General features: G+C 66.9%; 17 protein-coding genes. 8 read left to right on the top strand and 9 right to left on the bottom strand.

Features of this window, described 5'->3' with window-relative positions:
• Nucleotides 1-22 precede the first annotated feature (22 nt).
• Nucleotides 23-913, bottom strand: a complete 891-nt coding sequence (locus AC1AUD_RS06975) for a bifunctional methylenetetrahydrofolate dehydrogenase/methenyltetrahydrofolate cyclohydrolase (RefSeq protein WP_476573391.1) — start codon at nucleotides 911-913, stop codon at nucleotides 23-25.
• A 114-nt stretch (nucleotides 914-1,027) separates the two neighbouring features.
• Between AC1AUD_RS06975 and AC1AUD_RS06970 the strand changes: the two genes are divergently transcribed.
• Genes AC1AUD_RS06970 through AC1AUD_RS06960 form a run of 3 tightly spaced genes read left to right on the top strand, consistent with a single transcriptional unit; the run spans nucleotide 1,028 to nucleotide 3,956 of the window.
• Nucleotides 1,028-2,119 (top strand): metal ABC transporter solute-binding protein, Zn/Mn family, encoded by a 1,092-nt coding sequence (locus AC1AUD_RS06970; protein ID WP_476573390.1) that lies wholly within the window; start codon nucleotides 1,028-1,030, stop codon nucleotides 2,117-2,119.
• A gap of 50 nt (nucleotides 2,120-2,169) precedes the next feature.
• On the top strand, nucleotides 2,170-3,087 hold the full coding sequence (locus AC1AUD_RS06965) for an ABC transporter ATP-binding protein (protein WP_476573388.1): 918 nt from the start codon (nucleotides 2,170-2,172) through the stop codon (nucleotides 3,085-3,087).
• Complete coding sequence (locus tag AC1AUD_RS06960; RefSeq protein WP_476573386.1) at nucleotides 3,084-3,956, top strand: metal ABC transporter permease; 873 nt, start codon at nucleotides 3,084-3,086, stop codon at nucleotides 3,954-3,956. Before AC1AUD_RS06965 ends, AC1AUD_RS06960 begins: the two co-directional genes overlap by 4 nt.
• A 48-nt stretch (nucleotides 3,957-4,004) precedes the next feature.
• On the opposite strand, the gene ispF is transcribed toward AC1AUD_RS06960, so the two are convergent.
• Entirely contained in the window at nucleotides 4,005-4,493 is a 489-nt protein-coding gene (ispF, locus tag AC1AUD_RS06955) for a 2-C-methyl-D-erythritol 2,4-cyclodiphosphate synthase (RefSeq protein WP_476573384.1), read from the bottom strand.
• Nucleotides 4,494-4,629: 136 nt separating this feature from the next.
• Nucleotides 4,630-5,223, bottom strand: a complete 594-nt coding sequence (locus AC1AUD_RS06950; protein ID WP_476573382.1) for a CarD family transcriptional regulator — start codon at nucleotides 5,221-5,223, stop codon at nucleotides 4,630-4,632.
• Between the two features lie 141 nt (nucleotides 5,224-5,364).
• Here AC1AUD_RS06950 and glgB point away from each other — a divergent pair, with 141 nt between their 5' ends.
• Genes glgB through AC1AUD_RS06930 form a run of 4 tightly spaced genes read left to right on the top strand, consistent with a single transcriptional unit; the run spans nucleotide 5,365 to nucleotide 9,928 of the window.
• Complete coding sequence (glgB, locus tag AC1AUD_RS06945; RefSeq protein WP_476573380.1) at nucleotides 5,365-7,623, top strand: 1,4-alpha-glucan branching protein GlgB; 2,259 nt, start codon at nucleotides 5,365-5,367, stop codon at nucleotides 7,621-7,623.
• A 13-nt stretch (nucleotides 7,624-7,636) separates the two neighbouring features.
• On the top strand, nucleotides 7,637-8,377 hold the full coding sequence (locus AC1AUD_RS06940) for a response regulator transcription factor (RefSeq protein WP_476573378.1): 741 nt from the start codon (nucleotides 7,637-7,639) through the stop codon (nucleotides 8,375-8,377).
• Nucleotides 8,378-8,394: 17 nt separating this feature from the next.
• Nucleotides 8,395-9,462: a sensor histidine kinase gene (locus tag AC1AUD_RS06935; protein WP_476573376.1), complete on the top strand. Its 1,068-nt coding sequence runs from the start codon at nucleotides 8,395-8,397 to the stop codon at nucleotides 9,460-9,462.
• Nucleotides 9,404-9,928, top strand: coding sequence for a LexA family protein (locus AC1AUD_RS06930; RefSeq protein ID WP_476573374.1), 525 nt, complete (start codon nucleotides 9,404-9,406; stop codon nucleotides 9,926-9,928). Before AC1AUD_RS06935 ends, AC1AUD_RS06930 begins: the two co-directional genes overlap by 59 nt.
• Here AC1AUD_RS06930 and AC1AUD_RS06925 read toward each other — a convergent pair.
• The 6 genes from AC1AUD_RS06925 to AC1AUD_RS06900 form a co-directional block, all read right to left on the bottom strand.
• Nucleotides 9,813-10,592 (bottom strand): ComF family protein, encoded by a 780-nt coding sequence (locus AC1AUD_RS06925; protein ID WP_476573372.1) that lies wholly within the window; start codon nucleotides 10,590-10,592, stop codon nucleotides 9,813-9,815. The genes AC1AUD_RS06930 and AC1AUD_RS06925 overlap by 116 nt on opposite strands.
• Nucleotides 10,593-10,638: 46 nt before the next feature.
• On the bottom strand, nucleotides 10,639-11,451 hold the full coding sequence (locus AC1AUD_RS06920; protein ID WP_476573370.1) for an HAD-IIB family hydrolase: 813 nt from the start codon (nucleotides 11,449-11,451) through the stop codon (nucleotides 10,639-10,641).
• An 86-nt stretch (nucleotides 11,452-11,537) separates the two neighbouring features.
• Nucleotides 11,538-11,966, bottom strand: a complete 429-nt coding sequence (locus tag AC1AUD_RS06915) for a metallopeptidase family protein (protein ID WP_476573368.1) — start codon at nucleotides 11,964-11,966, stop codon at nucleotides 11,538-11,540.
• 85 nt (nucleotides 11,967-12,051) lie between these two features.
• Nucleotides 12,052-13,581: a DUF5719 family protein gene (locus AC1AUD_RS06910; RefSeq protein ID WP_476573366.1), complete on the bottom strand. Its 1,530-nt coding sequence runs from the start codon at nucleotides 13,579-13,581 to the stop codon at nucleotides 12,052-12,054.
• Nucleotides 13,578-16,679 (bottom strand): glycosyltransferase family 2 protein, encoded by a 3,102-nt coding sequence (locus AC1AUD_RS06905; protein WP_476573364.1) that lies wholly within the window; start codon nucleotides 16,677-16,679, stop codon nucleotides 13,578-13,580. The genes AC1AUD_RS06910 and AC1AUD_RS06905 overlap by 4 nt, the downstream gene beginning before the upstream one ends.
• A 26-nt stretch (nucleotides 16,680-16,705) precedes the next feature.
• Nucleotides 16,706-17,005, bottom strand: a complete 300-nt coding sequence (locus tag AC1AUD_RS06900) for a WhiB family transcriptional regulator (protein WP_476573362.1) — start codon at nucleotides 17,003-17,005, stop codon at nucleotides 16,706-16,708.
• Between the two features lie 288 nt (nucleotides 17,006-17,293).
• Here AC1AUD_RS06900 and AC1AUD_RS06895 point away from each other — a divergent pair, with 288 nt between their 5' ends.
• Nucleotides 17,294-18,772: an LCP family protein gene (locus AC1AUD_RS06895; RefSeq protein ID WP_476573360.1), complete on the top strand. Its 1,479-nt coding sequence runs from the start codon at nucleotides 17,294-17,296 to the stop codon at nucleotides 18,770-18,772.
• Nucleotides 18,773-18,774: the final 2 nt, after the last annotated feature.

Below are 18,774 nucleotides of genomic sequence, written 5' to 3'. Positions count from 1 at the left end.
TTATCAGTGCCCGGGGTCAAATTTAGCCCCTATTAATCCGGGCGTGTCGCTCCGCCATTTCGACGACGTTTTTGAGGAGCATGGCTCGGGTCATGGGGCCGACGCCTCCGGGATTGGGGGTGTAGGCGTAGGACTTGTCGTAGCAGGCCTTGTCGATGTCGCCCTTGATGCGGTAGCGGCCGGCCTCCTCGTCGAAGACGCGGGAGACGCCGACGTCGACGAGCACGGCGCCCTCCCTGACCATGTCGGGGGTGACGAAGCCGGCGGAACCCATCGCGGCGACGATGACGTCGGCGCGGCGGGTGTGGGCGGCGATGTCGCGGGTGCCGGTGTGGCACAGGGTGACGGTGGCGTTGATGTCGCGGCGGGAAAGCATCAGGCCGATGGTGCGGCCGATGGTGATGCCGCGGCCGAGCACGCAGATCTCCTTGCCGTTCAGGTCGATGTCGTAATGCGCAAGCAGATCGATGACGCCGCGCGGCGTGCAGGGCAGCGGCGTCTCGGGCGCGGCGCCGACGTGCAGCACGAGTTCGCCGAGGTTGGCCGGATGCATGCCGTCGGCGTCCTTGGCCGGATCGACCAGGGAGATGATGCGGTTTTCGTCGACCCCGGCGGGCAGGGGCAGCTGCACGATGAAACCGGTGCAGGCCGGGTCCTCGTTAAGCGAGCGCACGGCGTCGGCGATCTGCTCATAGCCGGCGTCGGCCGGCAGGTCACAACGGATCGAGCGGATGCCGATCTCCTCGCAGTCGGCGTGCTTGCCGGCGACGTATTTCATGGAGCCCGGGTCCTCGCCGACCAGCAGCGTGCCAAGTCCGGGCACGATGCCCTGCGCCTTGAGGCGCGTCACGCGCTCGGCGAGGTCCGCCTTGATCGATGCGGCCACGGCCTTGCCGTCGAGCTTGATGGTCATGTGAGATTCCCTTTCCCCTGGCGAGCACTGCCAAGCATTGTAGGCTAAGGTTGGTCGTTGACAGGAGGTCCCCTTATCGGTTGTCGTTATGACCCGTTCAAAGAAGGCGTAATTATGGACGTTCGCAAACTCCGTTTCACCCGTGTGGCGGCCGCCGTCGTGGCGGTGCTGACGTTGGCTGCCTGCGGCACGACGCAGCAGGCCGAGCCAAGCGACAAACAGGCCGAGCCCGCCCCCGCCCCCTCGGGGCCGATCTCGGTGGTCGCCTCGATCAACCAATGGGGTTCGCTGGCGCAGGAGATCGGCGGGGATGACGTCGAGGTCAGCTCGGTGCTGGGTTCGACCGCCGTCGACGCGCATGACTTCGAGCCGAAGACCTCGGATCTGACGGCGTTGTCGAAGGCCGATGTGGTCGTCGTCAATGGCGCCGGATACGACTCCTGGGCCACGAAGGTGCTGTCGAAGGATTCGACGCTGGTTTCGGCCGCCGACATGGTGGGCGCCGTGGAGGGAGACAACCCGCATCTGTGGTTCTCGAAGGACGCGCGCGCCGACATGGCCCAGGCGCTGGCCGACGCCTTCTCGAAGGCGCGGCCGAAGAAGGCCAAGGCCTTCGCCTCGCGCCTCGAGGACTGGCAGGAGAAGCAGAAGCGAGTCACCGATTGGATGGCCGACTTCGCCAAGGACCACAAGGACCTCACCTACGCCGCCACCGAACCCGTGGCGCACTATCTGATGTCCGACCTCGGCCTGTCCGACGTGACGCCGAAGGGCTATGCGCAGGCGATGGCCTCGGGCGGCGAGGTCGCCCCCGCCGATCTGCAGGATTTCCAGCAGGTGATCGAGGGACGCGAGGCGAAGCTGCTGGTCAATAATCCGCAGGAGGCCCCAGACGCGACGAATATGCTCACGGGCACGGCCGGCCGCTCCGATGTGCCGGTGCTGGATGTCACCGAGCAGATGCCCTCCGACGCCGGATCGTTGACCGCGTGGATCGAATCGCTGATCGACGCGTTGGTCGAGGATGTCGATCCCGGATATGGCACGCCCTCCTCCCCCGCCGAAGACGATACGGACGGGGAGTCCGATTCTCAGATGCCGTCGAACGAAGGACAGACGGATCCGGGAGCGACGCCTTCCAACGAAGGGCAGACCGATCCGGGCGCCGTTCCCTCGAATGAGGGACAGACCGACCCGGGTAGATAAGCCCTTCTTATTGAGAACGATTGTCAATACCATTTGACATCATCGGACGCATGACCGATACCAGCGAACCATGCGTCGTGTTCCGCGACGCCGCCGTGACGCGCGGCGGGCGCGTCATCTGGCGCCACGGCGACTTCGCCATCCCCTCGGGATCGGTGACCGCCATCGTCGGCACCAACGGCACCGGCAAAACCACGATGATGAAGGTCGAACTCGGCCTGATTCCGCTGTCCGAGGGGAAAGTCGAGGTGCTCGGCGGCCCCGCGGGAAAGGCCAACCATCGCATCGGATACGTGCCGCAGAGCTATGCCTCCGACATCGACGCGAATATCACCGCCGAGCAATCCGTGCTGCTGGGACTGACCGGCACGCGCTTCGGCTTCCACCCGGTGACGCGCGCGCAACGCGCCAAGGCGCGCGAGGCGCTTGACTTCGTCGATATCGCCGACAAGGCCTCCTATCGGCTCAGCGAGATGTCGGGCGGCATGCGCCAACGCGTCGCCATCGCGCAGGCGCTGGTCTCCGATCCCGAGCTGCTGATGCTCGACGAACCGCTGGCGAACCTCGATCTGGCCTCCCAGCGCTCGGTCGTGCATGTGCTCGCCCGTCTCAACCAGGAGCTCGGCGTGACCATCCAGGTCGTGGCGCATGATCTCAACATGCTGCTGCCGATCCTGACCGGCGCGGTGTATCTGCTCGACGGGCACCCGCATTATTCGGCGATGAACGATGTGCTCGACTCGCATCTGCTCACCCATCTCTACGGCACCCGTGTGCAGGTGGTGACGACGCCGCAGGGCGATATGTTCGTCACACCCACGGCCGACGAACCCGCCGCCGCGCCGGCGGACATGCATTCGGTCGGCGAGGTGGCGGCGTTCCATCGGCATGAACACGGGGACGACGGCAGGACACGACGCGGCGTGCGCGACGCCGGCGCGCCCCAAGGAAAGGAGACGCTGGCATGAACGCGGCGATGACGATGGCGCACGGCGGAGGCTCCCATATCGATTTCTCCTTCGATCCCGGCTGGCTGGACACACTCACGGCCCCGTTCATGACGAACGCCTTCCTCGCGGGCCTGTGCATCGCGCTGGCCGCGGGGGCGATGGGATATTTCACCATCGTCCGCAAATCGACCTTCGCCGCGCACGCGCTGGCCCATATCGGCCTGCCGGGGGCGACGGGCGCTGTGCTGCTCGGCCTGCCGGTGTCGCTGGGCATGGGCGTGTTCGCGCTCGGCGGAGCGCTGGTCATCGGCGCGCTTGGCAAGCGGGTGTCGGAACGCGAGATCGCCACGGGCACCGTGCTGGCCTTCGCCACAGGCCTCGGCCTGTTCTTCGCAAGGCTGTCCTCGTCGGCATCCTCGCAGATGCAGTCGATTCTCTTCGGCTCGATTCTGACTGTCACCGACGCGCAGATCGTGGGATTCGCCATCTTCGATGCGCTGCTGCTGGCCGTGCTGGCGGTGATCTACCGACCGCTGCTGTTCAGCTCGCTTGACGAGCAGGTGGCGCAGGCCAAGGGCGTGCCGGTCGGGCTGATGAACGTGGCGTTCATGGCGATTATGGCGGGCGTGATCACCATCGCCGTGCCGGCCGTGGGCACGCTGTTGATCTTCGCCTTGGTCGTGACCCCCGCGGCAGCGGCCAATCGACTGGCGTCCTCGCCGTTCGCGGCGATGGTGGTGGCCAGTCTGCTGTGCCTGGCCTCGATCTGGGGCGGACTGCTCATCGCCTCGATGTTCCCCGCTCCCCCGAGCTTCGTCATCGTCGCCCTGTCGACGCTGTTCTGGGCGCTGGCCCGTGTGGCGGGCCGCCGCGTGAACCGGCCGTAGGGCAACCGGTTCACGGCCGGGAACTCGACCGCCTCTTCGGGCTCCGCCCTACCGTTCCTCGACCAGCGCCGTCGCGATGGCGGCAAGGCCTTCGCCCGCGCCGGTGAAACCCATGCCATCCGTGGTGGTGGCGGTCAGCGACACCGGGCAGCCGACGGCTTGGTACAACGCCTCCTGCGCCTCGTCGCGGCGTGGCGACAGCTTCGGCCGGTTGCCGACGATGCTCACTGACGCCGATGTCGGCTCGAATCCGTGCGCGCGCAGATGCCCGGCGGTGCGGCGGAGCATATCGGCTCCGTGCATGCCGGCTCCCTCGGAATGGGCTCCGACGCCGAACAAGACGCCGATATCCCCCAGACGCGCGGCGGACAGCAACGCGTCGATCAGGGCGTGGGCGGCCACGTCGCCGTCGGAATCGCCCTCGATGCCCTCTCCCCCGGCAAGAACGCCTTCCCATTTGAGGCCGGCCAGCCAGAGCTCCCGGCCCGAGCCGGGAGCCGCGAACCGATGGGCGTCGAAGCCCTGCCCTATCAGCATATGGTCTCCTTCCAAGTCCGCGAAACGCAAAGACCCGCAGACCGCACGGATATGGAACCGCCCGCGACACCATGGCGGGTCCGGGCGGTTCATCAAGACTTGCCGGCGCCGCGAAACCCGCGGCACCGATCCGACGTCACTTCTTCTTGGACTTCTTCTCGGCCTCGACGCGGGCCAGTGTGTCCGCGGCGGCCTCGGCCGGGGCCTCGGTGTGATGCTTGTCATCGCCGGGCTGCGGCTCGGCGTATCCGAGGTTGACGTCAAGCAGACGCTGCGCGTCCTCCTCCTCGATTTTCTCGCTCAGCGAAATCTCCGAGGTCAGGATGGCGCGCGCCTTGGTGAGCATGCGCTTCTCGCCGGCGGACAGACCGTGCTCGTCCACGTCGCGCTGCGCCAGATCGCGCACGACCTCGGCGATTTTGTTGACGTCGCCGGTCGCGATCTTCTCGACGTTGAGCTTGTATCGACGCGACCAGTTCATCTCCTTCTCGATGATCGGGGTGCGCAGGATCTCGAACACCGTGGCGACCTCGTTCGCGTCGACGATGTCTCGCACGCCGACCTTCTTCGCGTTCTCCACGGGCACATTGATGACCAGTCCGTCCGAGGACAGCACCGACAGCTGCAGGTATTCCCTCGTGACGCCCTTGACCGTCCGCTCGGTGATGGCCTCGACCTTCGCCGCGCCATGACGCGGATAGACGACCATATCGCCGACCTTATAACCCATGAATCCTCCGGTGAGCCAATCGCAGAAAAAACCTTGTCGATTATGCCATGGAGTGAGGACTCGCCTGATGTGAGCGCTCACGACACCCAAGAACACGCGCATACCTTGCGCGGACCCCGAGCGGGCCTAGACTGTGAAAGCATGACTACACACATGAATACCAATGACAACGCTGTCATCGTTCCGGTCAATCAGTCCGATCTCGACCGGGTGAGCAACGCGGAGCACCATGATCCGCACTCCATCCTCGGCGCGCATATGGCCGAGGCACCGCACGCCGACCAGACCACCGTGCGCGTCCTGCGCCCGATGGCGCGCACCGTCACCATCCTCACGCAGGACGGCGAATACGAGGCGCGCCATGAATACAACGGCGTGTTCGTGGCCGTCGTGCCCTCCGTCAAGACGGATCAGGGATATTCCGTCCCCGACTACCGCATCAAGGTCTCCTACGCGGACAACGGATTCGTCTCCACCGAGGACGACCCCTACCGCTACCTGCCCACCATCGGCGAGATGGACGCCTATCTGTTCGGCGAGGGACGCCACGAACGCCTGTGGGACGCGCTCGGCGCGCATGTGCGCCGCTATGACGACCCGATGGGCAATGAGCACGGCGAGGCCGGCAAGCCCATCGTCGGCGTCTCCTTCGCCGTCTGGGCACCCAACGCCCACGCCGTGCGCGTGATCGGCAACTTCAATTCGTGGGACGGTCGCCGCCATGCCATGCGCTCGATCGGCTCGTCCGGCATCTGGGAGATCTTCGTGCCCGGCATCGGCGCCGGCGAGGTCTATAAGTACGAGATCCTCAACGCGAACCACGAATGGGTGCAGAAGGCCGACCCGATGGAGCGTTCGCATGAGATTCCGCCGGCGACCGGCTCCGTCGTCGTCGAATCGACGCATGAGTGGGGCGACGATGAGTGGATGGAGCGCCGCGCCGCCACGGACCCGCACGCCGGCCCGGTGTCGATCTACGAGCTGCACGCCGGCTCCTGGCGCCGCGACGTCGACAACTACCGCGAGCTGGCGGACAAGCTCGTCCCCTATGTCACGGAGCTCGGGTTCACCCACGTCGAGTTCATGCCGCTGACCCAGCACCCCTTCGAGGGATCCTGGGGATATCAGGTCACCGGATACTACGCGGTCGACTCGCGCCTCGGCTCCCCGGACGACTTCAAGTATCTGGTCGACCGTCTGCATGAGGCCGGCATCGGCGTCATCATGGACTGGGTGCCCGCGCACTTCCCGAAGGACGCCTTCGCGCTGGGCCGCTTCGACGGCACCCCGCTCTACGAGGACCCGGACCCCACGCGCGGCGAGCATCCCGACTGGGGCACCTATGTGTTCAACTTCGGGCGCCGCGAAGTGCGCAACTTCCTCGTGGCCAATGCCTGCTTCTGGCTGGGCGAATACCATGTCGACGCGCTGCGCGTCGACGCGGTCTCCTCGATGCTCTACCTCGACTACTCGCGCGAACCCGGCCAGTGGCATCCGAATATCTATGGCGGCCGCGAGAACCTCGAGGCGATCGACTTCCTCAAGGAGGCCAACGCCACCGCCTACAAGCTCAATCCCGGCATCATGATGATCGCCGAGGAATCTACCGCCTATCCGGGCATCACGGCGCCCACCGACGCCGGCGGCCTTGGATTCGGCCTCAAGTGGAACATGGGCTGGATGCATGACACGCTCGAGTATCTGCACGAGGAGCCCGTCAACCGCAAGTGGCACCACAACGAGATCACCTTCTCGATGGTCTACGCCTATTCGGAGCACTATGTGCTGCCGATCAGCCACGACGAGGTCGTCTATGGCAAGGGCGCGCTGTTCGGCAAGATGCCGGGCGACGACTGGCAGCGCTATGCCGGCGTCAGGGCCCTGTTCGCCTATCAGTGGGCGCATCCGGGCAAGAACCTCACGTTCATGGGCAACGAGCTGGCGCAGTGGGGCGAGTGGAACCACAACGCCTCGATCGACTGGGACAGCCTCAACTGGGCCGAGCACCGCGGCGTCAAGGACATGGTCGCCGATCTCAACGCGTTCTACAAGGCCAACCCCGCCTTCTGGGGGCAGGACTTCACGCCGGACGGCTTCCAGTGGCTGACCAGCGACGACGCCGACCACGATGTGCTTTCCTTCCTGAGGATCGGCCCGAACGGCGAGACCGTGGCCGTGGTCGTCAACTTCTCCGGCGAGGCGTGGTCCGGTTATCAGGTGCCGCTGCCGCGCGGCGGACGCTGGACCGAGGCCTTCACCACCGACGACCTCAAGTACGGCGGATCGAACATCCATAATGGCACTTTCGAGGCAGATGCCGGCGAGTATCATTCGCGTCCGGCTTCGGCGCGTCTCACGATTCCGGCGTTGGGAGCGGTATTCTTGAAGCCGATCGACTGAAAGGCTTTCATCTATGCTCAACGTTTCCGCACGTCAGACGACGACCCCCCGCACCGTGCTCGTGGTCGAGGACGAGCCCACGCTGGCCACCGCCATCGCGCAGCGCATCACCGCCGAAGGGTGGAGCGCGCGCGTGGCCGGTGACGGCGCCACCGCCGTGCAGGCCGCCACGCAGCTTCGGCCGGACCTGGTCATCATGGACATCATGCTGCCGGTGATGGATGGCTTGGAGGCCACCAAGCGCATCGTTGCCGAGCGCCCGGTGCCGGTGCTGATCCTCACCGCGCGCGACGACGAGGCCGACAAGGTCATCGGGCTCGGCGCGGGGGCCGACGACTACATGACCAAGCCGTTCTCGATGCGCGAGCTGATCGCGCGTTGCAAGGCGCTTCTGCGCCGCGTCGAGCGCGCCAAGGTCATCGCCAAGAACTCGGAGAACGAGAAGATCCTCGACTTCGGTTCGCTGGTCATCGACCCGGCGCAGCGCATCGTCACCGTGGACGGCGAGGAGGTCCATCTGACCCCCACCGAGTTCGATCTGCTGGCCACGCTCGCTCGCAGGCCCAAGTCGGTGCTGACGCGCGAGAAGCTGCTCGAGGAGGTGTGGGACTGGGTCGATGCCTCGGGCACCCGCACCGTCGATTCCCATGTCAAGGCGCTGCGCCATAAGCTCGGTTCCGACACCATCCGCACCGTGCATGGAGTGGGGTATGCGTTCGAGCCGCCGACCGACGCCGACGGACACGAGGCGTGAGGCCGGCGCAAGAGCATATGACCACGGCATCACACGGACGGGTCCCGGGCGCGCGCAGGGATCATGCCCGTCCGCTTCGCATCCTCACCTCCCTCAAACTCGAACTCGGGGCGCTGATCGTCATCTCCACGGCCATCGCCTTCGCGATGTGCTGGTTCCTGCTCAAATTCGGGTGGAGCGGATGGATCGCGATGCCGCTGACCCTGGCGGTGGCCCTGTCGATCACCTATTTCTTCTCCCGGGGGTTGACCGCTCCCCTGCGCCAGATGCGCGACGCCGCCGAAGCCATGGCCGAGGGCGACTATTCGGTGCGCGTGGCCGTCGATCCGACCCGCACCGACGAGGTGGGCCAGCTGGCGAGGTCCTTCAACGAAATGGCGGGCGAGCTGGCGCACGCCGATCAGATGCGCCGCGACATGGTGGCCAATGTGAGCCACGAGCTGCGCACCCCCGTCTCCGCGCTGCAGGCGATGGTCGAGAACATGGCCGACGGAGTCACCGAGCCCACGCCGGCCAATCTCGAGGGCATCCTCGGCCAGACGCAGCGCCTGAGCGACCTCATCGCCTTCCTGCTCGACCTGAGCCGCATGGAGGCCGGGGCCGCGAGCCTGAACATCGAACGCTTCGATTTCGCCGATTTCCTCGATGACACCGTCGAGCCCCTGGAGATCGCGGACGGCGGGCATGCCCATCAGATACGCCTCGACGTCGCCCCGGGCATCATGGTCGAGGGGGATCAGGACAGGCTGCGCCAGCTGTTCACCAACATCATCGGCAATGCGATCAAGCACTCCCCCGATGGCACCGCCGTCCTGGTCGAGGCGCATGAGGACCCGGACCAGGGCACGGTGGTCACCAACGTCGTCAACTTCGGCTCGCAGATCGAGCCCGAGGACCGCTCCGACATCTTCCGCCGCTTCGTCAAAGGCAAGACCGGGCCGGGCACCGAGTCCGGGGGCACCGGGCTGGGACTGTCGATCGCCCGCTGGGCTGCGCAGCTGCACGGCGGCTCGGTCCGCGTCGTGGATGACGAACGCGGCGCCGACTTCGAGATCACGCTGCCCAAATACCATATCGCCGACTGATCCGGCGTGTCACGGGTCCAGTCCGTCGCGCATACTGGAATCGAACATTTGTTCGACTTCAATGGGGAGGTATGCGATGCATGCGACGGAGACCAGGCGGATCCGGGACGCGGCGCGGCCGAAAAAGGAACGACCGGATGACACCTTTCTAATCACCGTGGCCGGATGCGCCATGCGCGCCCGTGGCATCGACGATGGCGACCTGCTGGTGGTGGACCGCTCGCTCAAGGCCGCCCCGGGCGATGTGGTGGTCGCCGTGATCGGCGGCGAGCTGACGGTCGGCACTCTTGCACGCGGGGACGAAGGTCCCATGCTGCTGACGGGCGGGCGGGGCCGGCAATGGCCGGATTTCACCCCGGGAGAAAACGGCGATCTGGTGATATGGGGCGTGGCGACGGGAATCTATCACGCGTTGCGTCCCTCGGGTCGTCCCGCCCGCGGGTCGAGGACAGGGCGAGGCCCATGACCACATGGGCGCCGGCCTCGTTGAGCACGGCCGCGCACTGACGCATCGTGGCGCCGGTGGTGACGATGTCGTCGACAAGAAGGACGTTCTCGCCGCGCACCAGACGGGAATCGCGCACGACGATGTGCCCGCCGATGCGTGCCGCGCGCCGGGAGACGGAGGTGGCGTGCACCGACTTGCCGCGCACATGCCTCGAGGACAGGATGGCGGCGGCCTTCGCCTCGAAGCCGCGGGCATTGAGTCCGCAGGCCGTGGCACGGGCCAACGGAAGCATATGGTTCCGGCCCCGTCGGCGCATGGAGCGCGGCGATGACGGGGCCGGAATGACGAGGATGCGGGAACGCGGTGCTATGGGGCCGCCGCATGCTTCGGTTGGCGGGCACAGCATGCGCCCGGCAAGGCCGGCCAACGCCAGCCCGAGGGGACGGTCGCATTCGGCCTGCCCATGGTCCTTCCATGCGAGGATGGCATGGCGCATGGCTCCCTCGTAGAGACCGCAGGCGACGACGCCGTGGTCGAAACCGGGGACGCGACGCAGGACCGGACGGTCCATCAAATCCAGACACGAAGGGCACAGCGCGGCGTCGGGCGCCCCGCAACCGGCGCATCCGTGCGGCAGCAGCAGCGACAGGATGTCACGCATCCAGATTCCCGGCAGTTCCATGTCACGACGATACCTCCGGGTGCGTATCGGCAGAGCCCCGCCCAAGCTATCCGACGTCGTGCGAAAGACTGGCCAGGAAACGGTCGCACAGCAGCGCGGTGTCCTCGGGGCATGACACGCGAATGGGCGTGGCTCCGGCCTCGGCGGCCGGATAGTCGTTGCCTCCGGGCTCCATGCGATCGCCGACGAACACGATGCATTCCACACCGATGCCGAGTCGTTCGGCCAACGCATGCACCGCATATGCCTTGTCGATGCCTCCCAGGGAGACGTCGACGCTGGTCAGTCCGGCGGCTCTGACGGTCATCGAGGGCAGGTCACGGGCCACGGCCTCGGCGAGCTCGCGTTTGCGCGTGCCATCGGGATCCCACCGTTGCTTCCATTCGATCGGCGCATCCTGTCCAAGCGCGGAATAGGTGAACTGACCGCCGCGGTCCTCGAAACGATTCCCCCATGCCCTCTCGCTCCATGCTCCGGTCTGGCGGGCACGTCGCTCGATCGATTCACGCGCGGCACGACGCTCCCGTTCGTCCAACCGGTGCTCGTAGACGGCCGTCCACCGGCCGTCGTGCCACCGGTAGTAGCTGGTGCCCGAGGTGGGCATCACATGCAGTCGGGAACGGTCGGCGCCCTCCCCGAGCACGTCGAGGACCTGGCTGGTCACTAACGCCCGGCTGCCGCCCGATATCACGGCCACGTCGATCAGAGAGGTCAATGCCTCGAACCGCTCCGTCATCCCCTCGGACATCGGGCGACGGGACACGGCGAGGGTGCCATCGAGGTCGAAGGCCATGACGCGCGCCTGCGCGCACAGGGCATCGCAGTCCACGTCACGCCAGGAAGGCACTTCAATCGCCATGTCTTCTCCTTATCCGTCGTTTCTTCGCGGGACCCCGGGCCCAAAGACCGTGCCGAAGGCGTATATCACCCCAGGCGCCCGTTTTTTCACAGCCCCCACTCGGGGTCTATCTCCTCGGGCCGGCGGCCATACAGATCGGCGATGCGCCCGACCAATTCGTCGCGGATCGCCCATTGCAGTTCGTCACGTCCGCGCGCACGCGATTGGATCGGCATGCGGTAGAGCACGATGCGCGCCGGCACTCCGTGCGCGGCGGGGAAGGCATGCGAAAAGGAGTTGGGCTCGTCCTCCCATGGCGCCGGATCGGAGGGCGGCACATCCTCGACGGCGAATTGCAGGGGCCGCACCAGCTGCGGCCATGCACCGGCCAAACGGCGTATCTGCGCGGCGACCATATCGTCGAACATGCCGGAACGCGTGCGATAACGCGGCAGCCGCGTGCCGAACATCGGGGCCCGCACACCCCGGCCATGGCGGTTGCGGTAGACCCGGGATTCCCAAGGAACGCAAAGCATGGCTCCATTATGCCAAAGCCCACGGCGAACGCGCGCGCATCGCCATGCCGTCTCGGGGCAAAGCAGGCCATGGCGCGCCGCAGCGTCAGCGCACGATGGAGGGATCGCGGCTGGACCATATCCTCTCGGAGCGCGGCGTCAGCGGGGAGGCGTCCACATGGGCGACGCCCGACACACCCGCCTTGTCAAGATCCCGTCGGGTCAATCGCGCGGACCACGCCACCTTTCGATCCGGATCATCAAGCGTCACGGAGGCGATGTCGTCGCCGAGATCGGAGACGGCGATGCGCGCGGAGGCGTTCGCGGGCAGCGTGACCTCGCGTTCCGAGCGGCGTTCGCCATCGGGCCCATACGCTTTGAGCGTGGCCTTCACGTCGCCATTGTCAAGATTGGCGAAGGTCAGTTCGCCCTCGGCTCCGTCGGGCAGTGCGATGGCGGATGCCTCGGCGGACGCGGCGGCGTTCATGGACGTGAAGTCGGCCTGTCCGTCCTCGCCGGCGCGCGTGACTTCGAGCATGGCGTCGACGGGCCCTTCGCCGGCCACGCACAACGCCATCGCGTCGGCGGGGGCCTTGCCCAGATCCATCGACGAGACACGGCCCGCCTCGAGGTCGATGGTCTTGATGCGGCGCAGTCCCTGCTCGGTCACCCAGGAAAGCGTGGCCGAGGTATCCTGCGCCGCATGGGCCAGCAGCCGCACCGCGTCGCCGGAGCTCACCGAGGGGATGATCGAGGTCGCCGTTGCCTGGGCGAGCGGCACGACGAAATCGGAGCCCTTCGAGGTCAGTCCGTCCATGCGCACGGCGCGCACGAACGCGGACACCGGCGTCTGCTGGCTGTCGACGGTCACATAGAGGCCCTCCTGATCGACGGTCGCGGCGGACAGATCCATCGTCGCCTCGCCATGCGCGGCCACGGTCAATGTGCCTCCGGTGGCGGATTCCATGCGCGCGCCCGAGGCCGACCCCCACACGTCCACTTCGATCGACGTGGGTTTGGACGAGGGATTGGCGACGACGAGCTGCTGCGTGGTGCCGGTGCGCGTGTCGGAGACCAGGAAGGCGTGGCTCAGGCTTGGAGCGATGCAGGAGGCCGCCTGGATGCCCTTGAGGTCGCCGGTCGTGGCCCACGAGGCCATCGACGAGGCCGAACCGGTGCCTGTGGTGCTTTCCAGCAACCGCACGTCGAGCACGTGGGAGTCGGAGCCGACGGCGCCGGCCAACGAGACGGATGCCGCGCCTTCCTCCATGGTGGCCGCGAGATCGTCGCCTTGGTCGGCGTCCGGGTCGAGCGACGCCACGGAAAGCTGGAACACGGAGCCGAAGGCCGCGTATCGGGCGGTCGAGGCGATGTCGCCGGCCGACGCACGGAACTCGGCGTCGCCGTATTCGCCCGCGTCGGGCAGCGCCATCTGGGCCGGACAATACGAATTCAGCTGCATGGCGCTGACCTGTTCTCCCACGGCCGAGGTGCCGGCCGTGGGACGGTCGACGATCGAGCGAGCGGGGCGTGCCACGACCAGCGCCGCGGCCATGGCGACCAAGACGACCGCCATCGCCGCGGCGGCGGCGACACGCGATTTGCCGCCGGTCCGCCTATGTGTCGAAGCGCTCATGCTTCCTCCCAACCCCGACGCGGCCTGGGCGCCGCCACCAGACAATACAAGGCGATGATCACGCCGGCCAACGCAAGCCAGGCACGGCGCCATCCGCTGGCCTGCCAATGACGCTGGCCCTTGTCGTCGACGCCCGCACCCTGCCCCGAGGCGGTGAGGCGGTAATAGGTGCCGTCGTCGTTGGAGACGACGGACTGCGTGCCGTCCGAGGCGGTGACATTGGCCGTGAGCCGGTCGGCGGCGTCACGTCCGTCCTCCTCGCGTGCGCCAACGACATATATGCCGCCGAAGCCGAGATCCGATATGGATGCGATGGCCTGCGAATCGGCGTTCGACAGCAGCCTCGCCGCCGCGCTCGCCAACGTCGAGTCCGCGGCGCCGGGATGGCCCGAGATGATCTGCGAGCGCACGGCGGCGGAGGCATCGATCAGGTCGCCGCGTGCCGTGCGCATGACGGCGTATCGCACGGAGTTCATGTCCTCCGCGAACAGGGCGAGCACGCGGTTGTCGGGATCCTGCGACAGATAGTCGACGGCCACCATCGGCAGACCGCCGTCGGAAACCCCCGGACGGGAGACGTCGGCGCGCACCATGCCGTTGACGCCCCAGAGCGCCGTCCCGGCGACAAGCACGGCCACCAGGCACACGCGCCCGACGCGAACGACGCCGGTCCTGGCCTTCGAGCCCACGGAGGTGGCGACGACCTCATCGCCGGAGGAACGCAGCGCCACGAACCGTTTGACGGCGCCGCCGGCCACCAGACACACACAGGAAAGCAGCCCCATCACCGTCATGGACAGCCCCGGCAACGCCGAACCCGCCACCGGTCCGTCGACGGCGATGTCGACGGCGACGCGCGTCGAGACCACGGCCGTCATGGCGCCGGTCAGCGAGACGACCCACATCATGCGCGACACACGCAATGCGAAGGGAAGGACCAACGAGACCAGCGCGAGCGCCGCAAGCACCGCGAGCACCGCAAGCGATGCCCAGCCCAATCCCCGCAGGACCTGCGGCGAGACCGCGTCGGAGGCGTCCAACCCGAAGGCGCGGACCGACAGATCCGCCAGACTCAGCGCGGACGGGCTTCCGTTGGAGGAGACGGATGAGACGGTCGCATCACCGAACAATTGCCGCCACAGTCCGTCGCCGCCATGGCGCACGACATTGACCAACGTCGGGGCGATGACGAAGGCCGCCGGCACAGGGACAAGCAGCAGCATCACACGATGCCGCGAGAAGAGCAGAAAGACCAGGAAGGATGCCAGCAGCGGCAGCAACAGCTGGGGCTCGGCGGCCACCGGCGGCACGAAGCACAGCGCCGCAAGCGCCGCGCACTGGACCGAGGCATGCGGCACCGCGGGGTCCTCGGTGTGATACATGCCCACGGCCCGGAAGACGAAGGCGAAGGCGGCGGGCAGGAACACCATGACGGCAAGCATCGGCAGATTCGCGTCGGCATAGAGTCCCAGGGCCAGTCCAAGCGAGGCCCACAGCAAGCCGCCGGCCACACGGACCGCATCGGAGCGGGTGAACACGCCGGCAAGGGCCCAGAACGCCATCGCGCTGGCCGGCGCGGCGGCGAAGAACATCAGCGTGGTCGCGGCGGCGACATGCCCTCCCGTGACCAGCGAGGCAAGCATCAGCACCATCAGCCACGGCGCCGGCGCGGCCGGCAGCCCCGTTCCCTGGCCGAAGGACCACGGCGTCGTGGCCGCGGAGACCAGCTGGCTGAAGTCGGCGCCCGTGGCGAGCAGCCGGTCCGAATGAAGGGAGCCACCGGAGAAGGCGGCGACGAACACATCCCAGAACATCGCGACGACGACGGCGAAGCTCGCCAAGGCCATGGCCAGGGCAGCCGTCCATCGACGCGTGCGCCTCATGCGCAGATGGGCCTTGGCCAAGGGGCTCAGCAACACCACGCCGCGCTGATCGGCGAAGGCACGCCGGCGATCTCGATACTGGTCGAACTGCTGGCGGCTCACCTGCAACTGGGACAGCCCCGAGAGAGGGACCTTCGTCTGGCGCGCCACCAACCGGCGCGCGCGCAGGGCCATCGGCATGCCCAACAGGGCGCGCCACGGCATCGTCAGTTCGCACCACGCGGCATAGGGCCGCTTGCCGAACAGACACACGACGGCCATGACCAGGGAGCGCAGCAGACGCCACACCCATAATGGCGCCCAGCGCCACATGGCCACGTCGGTATAGAGGTAGCGCTGCGCGGCTGACAGACGGGACATCGTCGTGTCGATCGGATGCCGCTCGACCAACGGTTCGCCCGTGCGCGTGCGGACGCCTTCGAATCGGGCGCGACGATGGGCCACACGCGCCTGCGGAACCACGACGACGCGCCCGCCGCACTGGCATACGCGACGACCGAAGTCCCTCGACTCGCCATATGAGGAGAACCACGGGTTGACCCCCACCGTGCGCCAGGTGTCCATCGGCACCAGCGCGCCGGCCAGAGACACCGAGAACACGTCGCTGCGGCCGTCGTATTGCTCCTGGTCCGGCTCGCCGTCGACGACGAGGCCGACGGCACGATGCCGGAAGGCATAGCGTCCCACATCGTGCAGGAACCTTCCCTCCCAATCGAGCTGCTTGGCGCCGAGCAGGGAGGCCGTCGGCGTGTTGCGCCACGCCTCGAGCAGTCTCTCCAGGCAGTCGGAGTCGGCCGGCCTGGAATCGTCGTGCAGCAGCCACAGCCCCCGGGTTCCGGGAGCGAGCCGGGCATAGTCCAGCGCACGGGACACGGCGTCGCCGAAGGAACGCGCGCCCTTGGCACGCACCAGCTGGACGGAGACGGTTGTGGTCACGGGCATGCGTTCCATCGGCCCCGACGGAGAGGGTGTGACGTCGAATCCCATGCTCGCCGGCTGCGAGGTCAAGCCCGTGCAATCGGCGATGACGATCACTCCGGGCAGCACGTCCTGGGTCAGCACCGCATGAAGCGTGGACGGCAGGAAACGCAAATCGGACTCCACGACAACCACCGCGGCGATCGAGGAATCGACGTCCTGCCGATGCGAATACGGACGCGAGGACAAGGCCTCGGCGAGGACCTGCCTCAGTTCGCTGTTGTCTGTGGAACTCATACGATCCAGTGTAGCGAGCGGCGCGGCTACGCGCGCTCCCGGCGCTCGCGCTTGTAGCGCCGGCGCTCACGCTCGCTCATGCCTCCCCAGATGCCGAAACGCTCGTCATGGTCGATGGCCCATTGCAGGCATTGCTCGCGCACCTCGCACTGCGCGCACACGCGCTTCGCATCACGCGTCGAACCACCCTTCTCCGGGAAGAACGCCTCCGGATCGGTCTGCGAGCAAAGCGCCTTGTGCTGCCAGGACAGATCCCCGTCCGGCCTGAACAGCCCCCACAGCTCGCGCAACGGCTCTTCGGCGGAATCGTCAACGACACCCCACATACGTTCCTCCTTGCCGCGGCTCGTACATCCGTCCATTTTCCGAAAACCAATTACACACGTGTCATTTGCTTTCGTCAAGTCAGGGCCGTGTCAATACTCCCCTTTCGGGGATGCTGTGATATAAGGGCGGGCCGACGCGCCGACGCCGCCCGCGTGCGGGGATTTGGTAAACGTCGCTCCCCCGCATACGACTCTCCCGGCCCACGTCCTGCGCCCTGCCTTACAATCGTCGCAGCAACAGACCCCGAGGAACAGCAGGCGGACGCACCGCCCGAAGGAGGCGGCGATATGGCGAATGCGCGCCACGACACCGGCGATCTGCCGAATCTGACCGGATTGGGGGGCGCCCGTCCGCACCATAGCGCGGGATACCGAGTGCGCCACCGCGCGCGCACCATCATCGTCTGCCTGATGGCGGCCGCCCTGGTCTTCGCCGGCACAGTCGCCGCGGCCGTCTGGACCGACATCGGCTCGGCCGTCAAGGACGGCGAGCTCAAGCTCAACCTCAGCGGATCGAGCAAGGTCGACGAATCACTGACCGATTTCAACGCCGGCAAGCCGGTCAACATCCTGCTCATCGGACAGGATTCGCGCGAAGGCGACGGCAATTCCTCCATCGGAGGTTCCCAGGCCGACGTGCAGGGCCTGCACAACGCGGACACGACGATGGTGATGCAGATCGCCGCCGACCGCAAGACCATATCCCTGGTGTCGATTCCCCGTGACTCGCTGGTGGACGTGCCCAGCTGCGAGACGACGGCGGGCACGATACCGGCGCAGTACGGCGTGCAGTTCAACGCGATCTTCCCCAATGCCTATGCGATGGGAGGCCTCGCATCGGCCACCAGCTGCACGCTGAGCGCCGTCAATTCGCTGACCGGACTTGACATCGGCAACGTCGTCGTCGTCGACTTCCAGGGGCTGTCGGGCATGATCGACGCGCTCGGCGGCGTGGACCTATGCATCCCCGAGGCGATCCAGGACTACAACACCGGGCTCAACCTCGCCGCCGGCATGCAGCACCTCGACGGCATGGCCGCCACCCAATACGCCCGCGTGCGCTACAGCGTGGGCGACGGCTCCGACATCATGCGCACGACGAGGCAGCAATACCTGATCAAGCAGCTGCTCAACGAGGCCAGGAACAAGAACCTGTTCACCCAGACCGGACAGCTCTACCAGCTCGCCAAGCAGGCGCTCCAGTCTCTGAACATCAGCTCCGGCCTGGCCGACATCTCCACGCTCGCGGGTCTGGCGATGAGCCTCAAGAACCTCGACTCCAACGGGCTCCAGGCGCAGACCGTGCCGATCATGCCCGCGCCCGAGGATCCGAACCGAAGGGTGTGGACCTCCGACGCGGATGCGCTGTGGGCCAAGATGCGCAAGGGCGAGCCGATCTTCGAGCAGACCAAGCACGATTCCTCCAAGGATTCCGACGTGCCCGGCGACGGCACCTCCGACACGCAGACGGATGGCACCGGCACGTCGGACGGATCCACTCCGGACGGCACGACAAGTGACCAGACCACCGTCCCGTCCACCGGAGATCCGCTCTCCGGGGACATCGCCTCGCGTATCCAGGGGCTCTCCCCCGATGCGACGACCGGATTGATCTCCCTCGACGACGGCACGCTCGTCGATTCGGAGACCAAGGGCATCGTCGACCCGCAGTCGGGCGCGATCCGCGACTCGACGACCGGCGAGTTCATCGGCATGGCGGACCGCTACCTGAACACCACCGTATGTGCCGTTCCTGCGCAGAAGTGACG

Source organism: Bifidobacterium sp. LH_730 (genome assembly GCF_056355835.1).
The sequence above is the reverse complement of the archived record's forward strand: the minus strand, read 5'-3'. Positions and strand labels throughout refer to the sequence as shown.

Coding starts and splice junctions, on each gene's coding strand:
- AC1AUD_RS06975 (WP_476573391.1), bottom strand. CDS start 913: ATGACCATCAAGCTCGACGGCAAGGCCGTGGCCGCATCGATCAAGGCG.
- AC1AUD_RS06970 (WP_476573390.1), top strand. CDS start 1,028: ATGGACGTTCGCAAACTCCGTTTCACCCGTGTGGCGGCCGCCGTCGTG.
- AC1AUD_RS06965 (WP_476573388.1), top strand. CDS start 2,170: ATGACCGATACCAGCGAACCATGCGTCGTGTTCCGCGACGCCGCCGTG.
- AC1AUD_RS06960 (WP_476573386.1), top strand. CDS start 3,084: ATGAACGCGGCGATGACGATGGCGCACGGCGGAGGCTCCCATATCGAT.
- ispF (WP_476573384.1), bottom strand. CDS start 4,493: ATGCTGATAGGGCAGGGCTTCGACGCCCATCGGTTCGCGGCTCCCGGC.
- AC1AUD_RS06950 (WP_476573382.1), bottom strand. CDS start 5,223: ATGGGTTATAAGGTCGGCGATATGGTCGTCTATCCGCGTCATGGCGCG.
- glgB (WP_476573380.1), top strand. CDS start 5,365: ATGACTACACACATGAATACCAATGACAACGCTGTCATCGTTCCGGTC.
- AC1AUD_RS06940 (WP_476573378.1), top strand. CDS start 7,637: ATGCTCAACGTTTCCGCACGTCAGACGACGACCCCCCGCACCGTGCTC.
- AC1AUD_RS06935 (WP_476573376.1), top strand. CDS start 8,395: ATGACCACGGCATCACACGGACGGGTCCCGGGCGCGCGCAGGGATCAT.
- AC1AUD_RS06930 (WP_476573374.1), top strand. CDS start 9,404: ATGACGAACGCGGCGCCGACTTCGAGATCACGCTGCCCAAATACCATA.
- AC1AUD_RS06925 (WP_476573372.1), bottom strand. CDS start 10,592: ATGGAACTGCCGGGAATCTGGATGCGTGACATCCTGTCGCTGCTGCTG.
- AC1AUD_RS06920 (WP_476573370.1), bottom strand. CDS start 11,451: ATGGCGATTGAAGTGCCTTCCTGGCGTGACGTGGACTGCGATGCCCTG.
- AC1AUD_RS06915 (WP_476573368.1), bottom strand. CDS start 11,966: ATGCTTTGCGTTCCTTGGGAATCCCGGGTCTACCGCAACCGCCATGGC.
- AC1AUD_RS06910 (WP_476573366.1), bottom strand. CDS start 13,581: ATGAGCGCTTCGACACATAGGCGGACCGGCGGCAAATCGCGTGTCGCC.
- AC1AUD_RS06905 (WP_476573364.1), bottom strand. CDS start 16,679: ATGAGTTCCACAGACAACAGCGAACTGAGGCAGGTCCTCGCCGAGGCC.
- AC1AUD_RS06900 (WP_476573362.1), bottom strand. CDS start 17,005: ATGTGGGGTGTCGTTGACGATTCCGCCGAAGAGCCGTTGCGCGAGCTG.
- AC1AUD_RS06895 (WP_476573360.1), top strand. CDS start 17,294: ATGGCGAATGCGCGCCACGACACCGGCGATCTGCCGAATCTGACCGGA.